Origin of the sequence: Sulfitobacter sp. G21635-S1, assembly GCF_027213915.1 — a bacterium.
In the GTDB taxonomy this organism is placed as follows: domain Bacteria; phylum Pseudomonadota; class Alphaproteobacteria; order Rhodobacterales; family Rhodobacteraceae; genus Sulfitobacter.
Map to the genome: position 1 here is coordinate 151,432 of NZ_JAPWGV010000004.1, position 13,576 is coordinate 165,007.

The window sequence follows — 13,576 nt, forward strand, 5'->3', positions numbered from 1 at the left end:
TCCTTACCGTCCACGGGTTCGATAGGCGTCGAGTGCTGCGCCGAATATCAGGATTGCCCCGATCACCACCGGCTGCAAGGAGCCGTTGATCTGTTGCAGGTTCATCCCGATCGACAGGCAGGTGATCAGCAAGGCGCCGTAGATCGGGGCGGAGATCGTCCCGGTGCCGCCGCGCAGGGATGCACCGCCGATGACCGCCGCCGCGATGCTGCTGAGGACCAGCGAGGTGCCCAGGTTCGGCTCCCCCGATCCGGTCTGCGCGGTCATCAGCAAGCCGGCAATCGCGGCCAGGATGCCGCTGGTGACATAGGCAAAGAACAGATGTTCGCGCACCCGCCGTCCGCCGACATGGGCGACCTCATTGCTGTCGCCGAGCACATAGAGGACCCGGCCATGCACGGTGCGGGTCAGCATGAAATGCAGCGCCCAGGCCACCGCGCCCGCGATCACCAGCGGGATCGGCAGCGCCAGGATCTTCATCTGGTTCAGGGCAAAGCTGAACCCTTCGGGCAGGTTGAAGATCGGGAAGCCGCCCGAAACCGTTGTGGCGATGCCGGTGAAGATGCTCATCGTCGCAAGGGTGACGATGAAGGGGTTGATCCGCGCATAGGCGACAAGCGCCCCGTTGATCGCGCCCAGGGCCGCACCGATGGCCAGGCCGGTGCAGACCCCTGCAAAGACGCCGATCCCGGTGCCGAGACCGGGCAGCAGGCTGGTCATCACCATCGAGGACACCACCGACACCAGCGAGACATTGGCCCCCACCGACAGGTCAAAGCCCCGGGTGATGATGACAACAAGCTGTGCCGCCGCAACAAAGAAGAACAGCGAGGATTGCTTCATGATGTTGACGACATTGCCGCCGGAGATCATTGCGGGTTGCAGGGCGGCAAAGAACACCACCACCCCGATGATGGCCAGCGGCAAGAGCAGATGCGGGGCGATGGCGCGCATGTCCAGCGGGGTGCTTTGGGTCTGGTCAGCCATGTCCGGCCCTCCGGCGTTCGCGGTAGCTTTCGGCGGCCACCGCGATGACGATCACGATGCCGATGATGATGATGTGGTATTTGCTGTCGATGCGGATCAGGCTCATCCCGTTGCTGAGCACCGACAGGAACAGCGCGCTGAGGGCGACCATCGGGATGCGCCCCACCCCGCCTTTCAGGGCCACGCCGCCGATGACGGCCACGGAAATGCTTTCCAGCATCAGGTTGCTGCCAAGGGTCGCCTCGCCCGAGCCGACCCGCGCGGTCAGAAACAGCCCGACGATGCCCGCCAGCAGCGCACTGAGGACATAGGCGGCCCAGATGTATTTGCGGGTGTTCAGCCCGGACAGCCGCGCCGCCTTTTCATTTCCGCCGACGGCATAGAAATAGCGGCCCAGCCGGGTCTGGGTCTGCATGTACCACAGCAGGCACAGCACAAGTGCCGCCGCATAGACGATATAGGGCAGCCGGAACAGGCTGCCGCGCCCGATCTCGCGGGTGAAAAGCTCTGGCAGGTCATAGATCGGCGTTCCGCCGGTCACATATCCGGCAATGCCCGCCGCCATGGTCATCGTGCCGATGGTCACCATGAAGGGCGAGATTTTCATCACGCTGACGAAAAACCCGTTGGCGAGGCCGACCAGGATGCCGGGGATCAGCCCCAGCAGGCATCCGAGGGCGACGACCACAGCCGTGCTTGCGATGCCGAGGTCCGCCAGCCAGACGATGGACAGGGCCGAGCTGACCGAGGTCAGTGCCACGATGGCCCCGACCGAGATGTCGAAACCGCCGACGATGATCACCAGCATCTGCCCGGCAGAGATGATCGACAGGAAAGAGGCGTTGCGCAGCACGTTGATCAGGTTCGAGCTGCGCAGGAACCGGGGTTCATAGAGGGCAAGCAGCCCGCAGGTCACGATCAGCACGATGGGCAGGATACCGATGGAGGCAAGTATGCGGTTGCGGCGCGCGGTGCTCCGGATGGTTTGAACGGTCATCTTAATTCACCTCCCCCGCCGCTTGCGCCGCAGGTTCTTCATGGGCGAAGAAATGCGACAGCAGGGCCTGTTCGGTCACCTCGTCGCCGTCCAGCTCTCCGACGATGGCGCCTTCGCGCATCACGATGACCCGGTGCGACATATGCATGACCTCTGCCAGTTCGGAGGAGGCGATCACCACCGCCTTGCCTGCTTCGGTCAGCGTCTTGATCACATCGTAGATTTCCAGCTTGGCCTGGATGTCGACGCCGACGGTCGGTTCATCGAAGAGAAAGATGTCGAATTCCCGCGACAGGCCGCGCGCGATCATCAGCTTTTGCTTGTTGCCGCCGGACAATTGATCGGCCCTGGCGTTCAGCCCCGGCGTGCGGATTTTCAGTTTCTCGATGATTTCTTTGGTAAAGGATCGTTCGGCGGGGCGTTTGAGCAACATGCCGCGGCGGGAGAATTTTTCGTCATCGAGGGCGGCGACCGTGCTGTTGCTGATCAGGTTCTGGCTCATCGCCAGACCTTCGGTCGCGCGGTCGGAGGGGAAATAGCAGATGCGGTTGCCCAGCGCCTTGCGGGGGGAGTGGCGCTCAAGCCTTGTGCTGCCGCAGGTGATCTGGCCGCTGGAAAGCGGCTCCAGCCCGAAGGCCGCGCGCAGGACTTCGGACTTGCCGCAGCCCGCCAGACCGGCAAAGCCCAACACCTCGCCCCGGCGCACGCTGAAGCTCAGGTCATGGGCCATGCCGCGCTGCAGGGTGACGCCCTCGAACTGCATGAGCGTGTCGCCTGCAGAGCGGGTGATCTCGGGAAAGAATTCGTCGAAGGTGCGCCCGGTCATCAGTTGAACCAGTTCTTTCTCGCTTGTGTCGGCCATCTGGACAGTGTCGATGTATTTGCCGTCCCTGAGCACCGTGACGCGATCCGCCAGCCGCGAAATCTCGGGCATGCGGTGCGAGACATAGACAATGCCCAGACCATCGGCGCGCAATTGTTCGATGATGTCGAAAAGCTGAGCGGCTTCCTGATCGGTGAGCGAGGCGGTCGGCTCGTCCAGGATCAGCACCCGGCAGTCCCAGAGCAGGGCCTTTGCGATCTCCACCATCTGCTGGTGGGCGCGGCGCAGGTTGCGCACCCTGGCGCGCGGATCAAGGGCAAAGCCCAGACGGTCCAGCACCGCATGCACCTTGCGGCGCATTTCGGTTTTGGCAAGCCGCAGGCCCTGTACCATCTCGTGGCCCAGAAACAGGTTCTCCTCGACCGTCATTTCGGGGATCAGGCTGAATTCCTGAAACACGATGCTGACGCCCTTGTCATGGGCCAGCGCCGGGGTCATCACCGAGACCGGTTCGCCGAAAAGACGGTAGCTGCCGCTGTCAAACCCCTGCGCGCCGCAGATGATCTGGATCAGCGTCGATTTCCCCGCCCCGTTCTCACCGAACAGGACGTGGACTTCACCGGCGCGAAGCTCGAACTGCATGCCCTGCAAGGCCTTGAAGGCGCCATAGGATTTGTCGAGGTCGCGCAGTTCGATCAATGTTTCCCCGGCCTTATGCGCGGGATGGCCGGACGCAAGTGCTGCGTCCGGTTCAATCATGTGTTCTGTCATGAGGGGTTACTCGACCGCGTAGACGGGTTCCCAATCCGCGGGGGCGAACGAGCGGCTCATGTCGAAGCTGTCGATGTTGTCCTTGGTCAGCACGGTCATCGAGGGGTTGAGCTCCACCAGGTGATCCTTGCCTTCCAGAATGCGCACGGCGAGGTCCATGGCGATGCGCGCTTCCATGACGGGGGATTCCGTTACCGTGGCGGTCACGACGCCGGATTTGACCAGATCGACCATCCCTTCGTTCGAGTAATAGGCCGCGATCAGGGCATCGTCGTTGCCGGCTTCTTCCAGGGCCTGTTTGGCCACTTCGGCGGTGACAGCCGTGCCATAGATGATGTTCACGTCGTCATAGGCCTGCAGGGCATCCTCGACCAGGCGCAGCTGGATGCTCTTGCCGGTGTCGCCGTATTTGGCTTCCAGCAGTTCGATGCCGCTGCCCTCGATGCCGCGCTCGACCCCTTCGGTCGATGCTTCGGCCCAGCCGGAGCCCTGCGGGCCGGGGAAGTGGACCATGCGCATGGGCTTGCCCTCGGTCATGTCCGCGAGGAATTTCGCGCCCGCCTCTGCGGCATCGTCGTAATTCGCAAAGATCCGCGCGCCTGCGACATCGCTCATCGGGTTGATGACACCGACCTGCACGATGCCCTTTTCGTTGCCTTCGGCCATGCTCTTGGCCAGACCCGCTTCGGAGATTGCACCGATCACGATGGCATCGACGCCGAGCGCCACGCAATCGTTGTACTGGGACACCTGTTTGGCCGCTTCGGTATAGCCGCCCGCTTCGAGGATGGTCGCCTTGACGCCCAGCTTGCGGGCCTGATCGACGATGCCGTAGTTCACGCCGACCCAGTAGCTGTCTTTCATATGCGGAAAGAGCACGCAGATGTGCCAGGGTTTCTCAGCCTTCTCCAGCCCCTGATAAGAGACGATTTCGCTGCCGCCACCGGCGGAGTTGACCACGTCGAACGGCCAGATCGCATCCTGCGCGGCTGCCGTGGTGGTCAGGCCCGCCGCAATGAGGGCGGCTGTCGAAATGCTGTTGAGTGTTTTCTTCATGTTGGACTCCCAGTCTTGTTGATGAACAGCGCGGGTTGCTTTTTCGCATTATAAGCGCCGATGTGGTGCGCCCGGCCCTCCGGCCCGGTTCGCCAAATTTGGTCGTTGGTTGTAGTTCGCAGTATGAAACGGGCAGCGGACTTATTATTGGTTATAAGCGGCCTTTCATGAAGAGATCCGCGAACATGCCCCTTTGGGCGTTGGGTCGCATTGACGCTTCAGGGCCGTCTGCCTGAGACTAGGCCTCTCCCCATGATATTGTAAAATACGATTTTCATACTCTTAATATCGGAAAATCGGATATCTTGCCCTGTCGTTTTCCTCCTTCTCCAGATCTCTCGTTCCGGTTGTGGTCTGGTGGCGGTCCGTGAACCGCGCGGCACCTGGCATCTGCGTGATGGGTCGAGGGTGGCGCCTGGCCACCCTCGGCGGTTTCAGGCCAGATGCGCCCGGACCGCATCCAGGGCTTTGGCGCGGTCCCGGCGGGCGGACAGCGCCGTGTCCATGTCCACCTTGACGAAGCGGGTCGGCACATTGGGCTGCAACTGCCCGATCAGGTCCATATCGGCGGAAATCACCGTGCCGATCATGAAGTAGCCGCCGCCGGAGACCGCGTCGCGGTGCAGAATGATCGGTTCTGTCCCGCTGGGCACCTGGACCGAGCCATAGGGATAGCAGGCGTCGGTGATGTTGGAGGGGTCGGAGCCCGCGCCGAAGGGTGGTTCGCGGTCCACGAATTCCAGCGGCGTGCCGCCCTTGAAGCGATAGCCCATGCGGTCCGCTTCGGATGCGACCTTCCAGGTTTCCTCAAAGAACCGGGTGCCCGATGCCTCTGTGATGCGGTGCCAGTAGAGCCCGGGCAGGACCCTGAGTTCGGTTTCCCTTGCCGGCATGCGCCGCAGGTTTTCGGGGATATGCGCGCCGGTTTTCGCCTTGCCGTCAGCCGCCCCCAGAGGCAGCGTATCGCCAGGCTGCACCGCGCGCCCGTCGATGCCGCCGAGGGCACCGATGGGATAGGTGGAGCGGCTGCCCAGATCGAGCGGCGTGTCGATGCCCCCCGAAAAGGCGATATAGGCCCGTGCGCCGGAGCGCAGGTAATCGAACGACAGTTTCTGGCCCGCCTTCACGGGAATTGCTGTCCAGGATTCGAGCACTTCGCCATCCAGCTTGGGGGGCAGGTCGCCGCCGGTCACGGCAAAGGTGCAATCTTCGGTGAATTCCAGTTCCGGCCCCATGAAGACACATTCCAGGCCTGCGGCACCTTCATCATTACCCACCAGCATATTGGCGCAGCGCAGGGCGAAACGGTCCATCGCGCCGCCCATGGGGATGCCAAGGTGATAATAGCCCGGACGACCCAGATCCTGAATTGTCGTGGCGAAACCGGATGTTATGACATTAATCGGCATAAAGAGCCTCCTCCAGCCTGGCGTTGGTGCCGTTGATATCCGCGTTGAACTCATCAAGGGAAAACACCACCTCGCGGATGCGGGGCGCATAGGTGTTCGCCTCGACCGCGGCCAGGCAGCGGTCATATTCGGCGCGGTCGATCGGCTTCCATTTCACGATGTCGCCGGGTTTGAAGAAGACCATGAAGTCCTTGAGGTAGCCTGTCTTCTGTTCCGGGTCGTAGATCGGCATCGGCGTCACGCCGAACATCTGGTAACCCCCTGCCCCGCGCACGGAATAGATGCAGGAGAAGCAGCCGCCGTATCCCACGGTCAGCTTCGGGGTGTCGGTGCGCGGACGCAGGTATTTGGGCACCTGTATCTGCCGTTCCCGTTCCACCATCTGATAGAGGAAGGGCAGACCGGAGACAAAACCGACCATGGAAACGAACCAGGGCGCGCCGGAATGGGCCGCGATAAAGGCATCGACGCTGTCATAGCCGTTGATCCGCGCCGCATATTCGATATCGGTGGCTTCCGGGTCCTGATGCCTTTCGCGGAACCGCATCAGGGTCTCATGGGTCCAGGGATCCTGGTAATAGACCGGGATCTCGATGATCCGGGTTGTCAGCTTCGGCTCCTGTTTGGCGGCGGTGGCCTCCATCGACTTGAGCCTGTCCATCAGCGCATCGGGATGGATCACATCGGGGTCGAACTTGATCTGGAACGAGGCATTGGCCGGGCAGATTTCGGTCACCCCGTCGATCTTGGCATCGCGCACGGCATTGGTCATCGAAAGCGTGGTGAAGAATGCCTCAAGCGACATTTCCTCGCTGACCTCGACGAACACATGTTCGTCGCCGCCAAAGGTATATCTGGATGTCATGTTATGTACCTTCCTCATCTGAAAATGTCCCGGCATGCTCTGCGAGCCATGGCTCAAGCCATTTTGTGTGGTAGTTCCCGGCCTGCACATCGGCGTCCTCCGCCAGGGCGAGGAACAGGGGCGCGGTTGTCTTCAACCCGCCTGTGCGCAATTCGCCCACCGCACGTTTCAGCCGGGTGATGGCCGCCGGACGATCATCTGCGGTGACGATCAGTTTGCCCAGCAGGGAATCGTAGAACGGCGGGATCTGGTAGCCGTCGTAGAGCATGTGATCGAAGCGCACGCCCGGCCCGCCGGGGGCGCGGAACCCATCGACGATGCCGGGGAAAGGCGCGAAATTATTGGCCGGATCCTCGGCGTTGATGCGCACCTCGATGGCATGGCCACGCAGTTGGATGTCCTCCTGACGCACGGAAAGCGGTTTGCCCCCGGCAATGGCAATCATCTCTGCCACAAGGTCCAGCCCGGTCACGCATTCGGTGACCGGATGTTCGACCTGGATCCGGGTGTTCATTTCGATGAAATAGAAGGCGCCGGTTTCATCGTCGTATAGGTATTCGACCGTGCCTGCGCCGCGATACTTGACCGCCTGCGCCAGCGCCACCGCGCTCATGCAAAGATCGGCGCGCTGGGCGTCGGTCAGGGCCATCGACGGGGCCTCTTCCCAGACCTTCTGGCGGCGGCGCTGCAGGGAACATTCGCGTTCGAAACAATGCACGAAGTTGGTGCCGTCGCCGAGAATCTGCACTTCGATATGGCGCGCCCTGGCGATCAGTTTTTCCAGATAGAGCCCGCCGTCGCCAAAGGCCGATTTCGCCTCTGCCGCGGCCTGGGGGGCAAGATTGGCAAAGTCCCGGGCGTTTTCGGCCACGCGGATGCCGCGCCCGCCACCGCCCGCTGTGGCCTTGATCATGACCGGATAGCCGATTTCATCGGCGCTGCGGGCCGCCTCTGCCAGGTCGCCGATCACGCCGTCACTGCCGGGCACCGTGGGTACCCCGGCCTTTTGCGCGGCGCGGCGGGCCGAGGCCTTGTCCCCCATCGCGCGGATCATGTCGCCCGTCGGCCCGACAAAGGCGATGCCGGCGGCCTCGACCGCATCGGCGAAATCGGCATTCTCGGCCAGGAAACCATAGCCCGGATGGATACCGTCCGCGCCGCTTTGCCGGGCGGCATCCAGAATGGCGGCAATGTTCAGATAGGATTTGGAGGCTGGCGGCGGCCCGATCTCGATCGCCTCATCGGCCATTTCGACGGCCAGCGACCCGGCATCCGCCGCACTGTGGACCTGCACGGTGCGGATGCCCATTTCCTTTGCCGCCCGGATGATCCTGACGGCAATTTCGCCGCGATTGGCAATCAGAAGCTTTGTGATCCCCATGATGCGCTCAGCTTTCCAGTTCGGCGATGACCTGGCCGGGCATGATCGCATCCTCGTCCTCGGCCAGGAAGGCGGTCAGTTTTCCATCTGCGTCGGATTTCACCTCGGTATAGGTCTTCATCACCTCGACCAGACCCACGACATCGCCCGCTTTCACGTCGTCGCCGACCTCCTTGTAGTTTTTCTCTTCCGGGGAAGGACGGCGGTAAAAGACACCGGGCAGCGGGGAGCGGATTTCAGATTTGGCCATGTTTTCTCTCCTGTCGGGTTGTTGGGTGTTCAGGCATCCGCGCGCGTTGCCAGCCGGTCGCCGAGGGCGGCGCGCACGGCTTGGGTGATTTCGACGGCACCGGGCGTATCGGAATGGACGCAGATGGTTTCGGCGCGCACATTGCTTGGCATCTTGGCGGCGCTCAGAACGATGCCTTCGTCCACCGCGCGCAGCACCTTGGCGGCAACTTCCGCCGGGTCCTTGGCATCATGTTCGCGGGTGATGATCAGCTTGCCATTGTCGTCGTAATCGAGATCGGCAAAGAATTCGGCCCGGAACCCCAGACCGCGTGCGGTATAGATCTCTTCGTGCAGCGTACCGGCAAGGCCGAAGATCGGCACGCCGAGATGTTCGGAGGCATCGCAGATCGCATGGGCAATATGCTCGTGCCGCGCGGCCATCCCATAGAGCGCGCCATGCGGCTTGACGTGAGACAGGTTGAGCCCCTCGACCGCCAGAAATTCATTCAATGCGCCAATCTGGTAAAGCACGATATTGGCCATCTCGGCCCGGTCGATCACCATTTCGCGGCGGCCGAAGCCGGACAGGTCGGGCAGCGCGACATGGGCGCCGATCCGCACGCCATGCTGCTTGGCCGAGCGCACCGCGTGGCGCATGTGATTGGGGTCCGATCCGTGGAAACCGCAGGCGATATTCGCCTCCGTTATCAGGGGCATCAGAGCGTCATCGTCGCCCAGCCTGTAGAGCGCAAAGCTCTCTCCCATGTCACAATTGATGTCGACAGCCATTTCAGCCTCCCGGAAATGCCAAGGTAAATCACTGATGCGCCGCCAAATCCTGCTGGCCGATGCGTCGTTGCGCCAAGGCTACGCAGGGCATGACTTGATTGTAAAATATGATTTTTCAGGTAGTACATTCTGAAAAACAGATAATGCTTTGCCTGCCTGCGGCGCCCGCTTTGGCCCTGCGCTGCGGCGCCGCCCCACAAGGAAACCTGCCATGACCCCAAGCCTGCGCCAGATCCGTTATTTCATCGCCGCTGCCGATGCGGGCCAGATTTCCAAGGCCGCAAGCGAGATCAACGTCTCGCAATCCGCGATCACCACGGCGATCAAGGCGCTGGAAGAGCTGATCGGCACATCGCTGTTCGACCGCCATGCCGGCGGGGTGACCCTGACCTATGAGGGCAGCCTGTTCCTCAACCATGCGCGGGGGATCATCGATTCCGTCGAAGAGGCGATTCGCATTCCCCGGCGGGTTCAGCGAGATGTGATCGGCACCTTCAACCTTGCCGTGACCTATACGGTGGGGGGGTATTTCCTGCCGCCGCTTCTGCTGCGCTTTCAGCAGGCGCTGCCGAATGTCCAGGTGACCCTTGTCGAAGCCGAGCGGGTGGCCATCGAAGAGGGGCTGACCAACGGGCGGTTCGATGTGGCGGTCATGCTGACCTCGAACCTCAAGAACCGCAGCGCCATAGATCATACGGTGCTGCTGCGGTCGCGGCGCAGGCTGTGGCTGCAGGCGAACCACCCGCTGTTGTCGGCGAAATCCGTGTCGCTCAGCGATGTTGCCAGGGAACCCTATATCATGCTGACGGTGGATGAGGCATCAGAGACCGCGAAACATTATTGGGATCACCTGCCGACAAAGCCCAACATCATCTTCAAGACCTCTTCGGTTGAAGCGATCCGCAGCATGGTCGCGACCGGCATGGGGGTCTCCATCCTGTCGAACATGGTCTACCGGCCCTGGTCGCTGGATGGCAGCAAGGTCGATGTGATTGATATCACCGACACGCTGCCGACGATGGACGTCGGATTGGCCTGGCCCCGCGCCGCCGAGCTTTGCCCCGCCGCGCTGTCGTTTCTGGAATTCATGAAGCTGGCGGTGCAGGGGTCGGGCGGGCCCTTGTCCAAACCCGCCGAGTAGTGTGCAAGCGGGCGTTGTTCAGGAAGGGTGTTCCTGCTGATCTGCGCCCCCGGTCGGGCCGCGCTGCTGTTCCTGCGTGCATTCGACCTGCCGGGCGGTCTCGCGCGCAAGCGCCTGCAGCCAGGTGATAAAGACCTTTGCGGCAGGTTTGGCGCGGGAGGCGTGATTGGTGACGATGTAATATTGAAACCCCTCGATCTGCAGATCCCCCAGGCTTTGATGGGTGCCCGCCGAAAGCCGGTCTGCGGCGAGGATGTTGCTGCACAACAGCAGGCCCAGCCCCTGATCCAGCGCCTCGAAAGCCGCGGATTCATCGCTGCAGTTCAGGACGCCCGCCACCGCGAAACTCTGCGCGGAATCATGTGCCCAGCGGGCCCAGACAGGGCCGTCCAGATCTTTGTTGTTCCAGTAAAATCCGATCACCGGATAGGTGCCTGACCCGTTCTCGATCACGTCCTTTCGGCCAATCGGGCGATAGGCATCCGAAAACAGGATGCTGTCGGCGGCGTCTCTGGGGCTCTGGCCATAGCGGATCGCCACGTCGAGCCGGTCCGAAGACAGGTCACGCACCGCATCGTCGGTAACAAGCTCGACCTGAATCCCGGGATTTTCGGCCAGAAAGCGCGAGAGCCGGGGCAGCAGCCAGTTGTCGGCAAAGGCGCGGGTTGTGGTGACGCGCAACACGTTCTTTTCGATGTCCACATTCAGCACCGAAAAGGCCTCGGCCAGCAGGTCGAACCCTTCGCGCAGTTTCGGAAACATCTCTGCGCCCGCGGGGGTCAGCGCGATGTCGCGGGGGTTTCGCACGATCAGCTTGAAGCCCAGATAGCTTTCCAGATGCCGGATCTGGTGGCTGACCGCTGTCGTGGTCACGCCCAGTTCGTCGGCGGCGGCCGAGAAGCTGAGGCAGCGCGCAACCGCCTCAAAGGCGCGGATCGCATTCAGGGGCGGAAGCCGTCGCATCCTTTGTCCTTCGTGAAGTTTTGCTCAAGACCCCCTGAGATAAACGAATTTGTAGCAAATGGGGCGTTTCGCAGAAGGTGGCAGTCACAAAACAGGGAGAAAAACGATATGTCAAATTTTCAATATTCACGCCGCGCGCTGCTGAAAAGCGGTCTGGCTGCGGGTGCCGTGCTGGCCGCCCCGTCGGTTGTGCGGGCGCAGGCGCAGCGCGAGCTGACCATGCTGACATGGGCAGGCCACGCCGACCCGGAGGTCGTTGGCCCCTTTGAACAGGCCCATAACGTGCGCATCCGCGCCAAGGAATATGTCGGCGGTGATCAGATGCTGGCGCAGTTTGCCCAGTCGCCGGCCGGAACCTATGACGTTATCCTGGCCGACGCCGAATATGTCTCGCAGTTGTATCAGGCCGATTACATCGAACAGCTGGATCCGGCGGATTATCCGTTTGATGATTTCTTCCCCGAGTTCCAGAAGTTCGAGGGCCATTGGTATGATGACGGTCTTTACGCGGTGTTCCTGCGCTTTGGCTTTCTGGGGCTGTCGCATCATCTGGACGCGATCAGCCGCTCGGAGGCGCGCAGCTACAGGGCGATGTGGCAGGAAAACCTGCGCGGCAAGGTCGGGCAATTCGACTGGCATCTGCCCAACTTTGGCACCATCAGCCTGATCGAAGGCAATCCGGCCCCCTTTGACCTGGACACGGCCGCCTGGCAGCAGGTGCAGGAGGCGGCGCTGACGCTGCGGCCCCAGGTGCGGGGTTTTTATGACTACGGTGGCACGCTGTCTGCCCTGCGCTCGGGCGAGGTGGCGGCGATGCCGGGGATCGGCGACTGGATCACCGGCGTCCTGCAGCGCGACGGGGCCAATGTTGCCACCACCATTCCCGAACAGGGCGGGCTGCAATGGACCGAGTCGCTGTCCATCGGCAAGGGGTCGCGCAATCAGGATCTGGCCCGGGAATTCATCCGCTACATGATGAGCCCGCGCGGCCAGGTGGCGACAGCCACGCTCAGGGCGTACCCCGCGATGGTGCCGACGCGGGCGGGCTGGGCGATGCTGAACGAGACCAACCCGAATGAGGCCGCACGCCAGAACATGAGCCTGACCGGGCCAAACGCGCTGGATGAAATCCGCGCCGGGCGCATTCAGCTGCGCCGCCTGCCCGTCCAGCAATCGCTGGAAAGCTGGAACGACGCCTGGGTGCGCTACAAAAACGCCTGAGCCGCCCCCAAGGGTCCGTCCCCCACCGCCACTGACAGGCGCGGGACGGGCCGCCCTTCATTCAAAGGAAATCCGATGTCTGTCTTATCCGCAAAGCTGCGCTTGCGCCGGCGTGGATGGTTTGCCCTGTGGGCCGCCCCGCTGCCGGTCTGGTTCGCGCTGTTCTTTCTGGGCCCGATGCTGCTGCTGATCGCCATGTCGTTCTGGTCGGTGCAGAACTATCGCCTGACCCCCGACTTTTCGCTGTCGGCCTGGACTTATGTGCTGTCGCTCGATTTTCTGTGGTCCAGCTTCTGGCGCAGCTACGGGCTGTCCCTGCTCAGCGCTGTTCTGGTGTCATTGCTGGCCTTTCCGGCCTCTTACGCGATGGCGTTCCTGATCTCGCCCGCCAGAAGGCTGACCTTTCTGGGTCTTGCCCTGGCACCGTTTTTCACCAGCTATCTGGTCAGGATCTATTCGCTGCAGGTGTTTCTGGGCGAAGGCGGCGTGTTGCCGCAGATGTTCCACAGCGTCGGCCTGTCCGGGGCCAGCCTGCTGAACAGCTATACCGCGCTGTTTCTGGGGCATGCCACCCTGACCCTGCCCGTGGTGCTGGTGCTGCAAACCCTGGCGCTGGGCAATGTGGACCGCACCGAGATGTCGGCGGCGGTCAATCTGGGGGCGCGTCCGCTGCAGGTCTTGCGGCATATCATCCTGCCCGCCGCCCGTCCGGGTCTGACCCTTGGCGTGCTGTTTGCCTTTTTGCTGAGCTATGCCGAATTCGTCAGCGCCACCTATCTGGGCGGCGGCGTTTTCCAGACTCTGCCGATCCTGCTGACCGACCTGATCCGGGGCGGCCAGCAATGGCCCCGCGCGGCGGTGGTGTCGCTGCTGATGATGGCGGTGCTGCTGCTGACGTCGCTGGTCACCGTGGCCTGGGCCTATCGCCAGAAAGGAAACTGA

13 protein-coding genes are annotated in these 13,576 nt (G+C 62.3%); 3 read left to right on the forward strand and 10 right to left on the reverse strand.

Features of this window, described 5'->3' with window-relative positions; translation table 11 throughout:
- Positions 1–3 precede the first annotated feature (3 nt).
- From O4H53_RS06540 to pxpA, 9 genes are all read right to left on the reverse strand, one after another.
- Complete coding sequence (locus O4H53_RS06540; protein ID WP_269362323.1) at positions 4–987, reverse strand: ABC transporter permease; 984 nt, start codon at positions 985–987, stop codon at positions 4–6.
- Positions 980–1,984 (reverse strand): ABC transporter permease, encoded by a 1,005-nt coding sequence (locus O4H53_RS06545; RefSeq protein ID WP_269362325.1) that lies wholly within the window; start codon positions 1,982–1,984, stop codon positions 980–982. The genes O4H53_RS06540 and O4H53_RS06545 overlap by 8 nt, the downstream gene beginning before the upstream one ends.
- Position 1,985: 1 nt before the next feature.
- Positions 1,986–3,566, reverse strand: coding sequence for a sugar ABC transporter ATP-binding protein (locus tag O4H53_RS06550; RefSeq protein ID WP_269362327.1), 1,581 nt, complete (start codon positions 3,564–3,566; stop codon positions 1,986–1,988).
- A gap of 18 nt (positions 3,567–3,584) precedes the next feature.
- Positions 3,585–4,634, reverse strand: coding sequence for a TMAO reductase system periplasmic protein TorT (gene torT / locus O4H53_RS06555; protein WP_269362329.1), 1,050 nt, complete (start codon positions 4,632–4,634; stop codon positions 3,585–3,587).
- 434 nt (positions 4,635–5,068) lie between these two features.
- Complete coding sequence (locus O4H53_RS06560) at positions 5,069–6,043, reverse strand: biotin-dependent carboxyltransferase family protein (protein WP_269362331.1); 975 nt, start codon at positions 6,041–6,043, stop codon at positions 5,069–5,071.
- Entirely contained in the window at positions 6,033–6,908 is an 876-nt protein-coding gene (locus tag O4H53_RS06565; RefSeq protein WP_269362333.1) for a 5-oxoprolinase subunit B family protein, read from the reverse strand. The genes O4H53_RS06560 and O4H53_RS06565 overlap by 11 nt, the downstream gene beginning before the upstream one ends.
- A 1-nt stretch (position 6,909) precedes the next feature.
- On the reverse strand, positions 6,910–8,289 hold the full coding sequence (locus O4H53_RS06570; RefSeq protein ID WP_269362335.1) for an acetyl-CoA carboxylase biotin carboxylase subunit: 1,380 nt from the start codon (positions 8,287–8,289) through the stop codon (positions 6,910–6,912).
- Between the two features lie 7 nt (positions 8,290–8,296).
- Positions 8,297–8,539 carry an acetyl-CoA carboxylase gene (locus O4H53_RS06575; protein WP_114274825.1) on the reverse strand — a complete coding sequence of 81 codons (243 nt, stop codon included), beginning with the start codon at positions 8,537–8,539 and terminating at the stop codon, positions 8,297–8,299.
- Positions 8,540–8,568: 29 nt separating this feature from the next.
- Complete coding sequence (gene pxpA / locus O4H53_RS06580) at positions 8,569–9,309, reverse strand: 5-oxoprolinase subunit PxpA (protein WP_269362338.1); 741 nt, start codon at positions 9,307–9,309, stop codon at positions 8,569–8,571.
- 211 nt (positions 9,310–9,520) lie between these two features.
- On the opposite strand from pxpA, the gene O4H53_RS06585 reads away from it, so the two are divergent.
- Positions 9,521–10,450: a LysR family transcriptional regulator gene (locus O4H53_RS06585; protein ID WP_114275040.1), complete on the forward strand. Its 930-nt coding sequence runs from the start codon at positions 9,521–9,523 to the stop codon at positions 10,448–10,450.
- A gap of 18 nt (positions 10,451–10,468) precedes the next feature.
- On the opposite strand, the gene O4H53_RS06590 is transcribed toward O4H53_RS06585, so the two are convergent.
- Complete coding sequence (locus O4H53_RS06590; protein WP_269362341.1) at positions 10,469–11,413, reverse strand: LysR family transcriptional regulator; 945 nt, start codon at positions 11,411–11,413, stop codon at positions 10,469–10,471.
- Positions 11,414–11,521: 108 nt separating this feature from the next.
- On the opposite strand from O4H53_RS06590, the gene O4H53_RS06595 reads away from it, so the two are divergent.
- Positions 11,522–12,634: a polyamine ABC transporter substrate-binding protein gene (locus O4H53_RS06595; RefSeq protein ID WP_269362343.1), complete on the forward strand. Its 1,113-nt coding sequence runs from the start codon at positions 11,522–11,524 to the stop codon at positions 12,632–12,634.
- A 75-nt stretch (positions 12,635–12,709) separates the two neighbouring features.
- Entirely contained in the window at positions 12,710–13,576 is an 867-nt protein-coding gene (locus O4H53_RS06600) for an ABC transporter permease (RefSeq protein ID WP_269362345.1), read from the forward strand.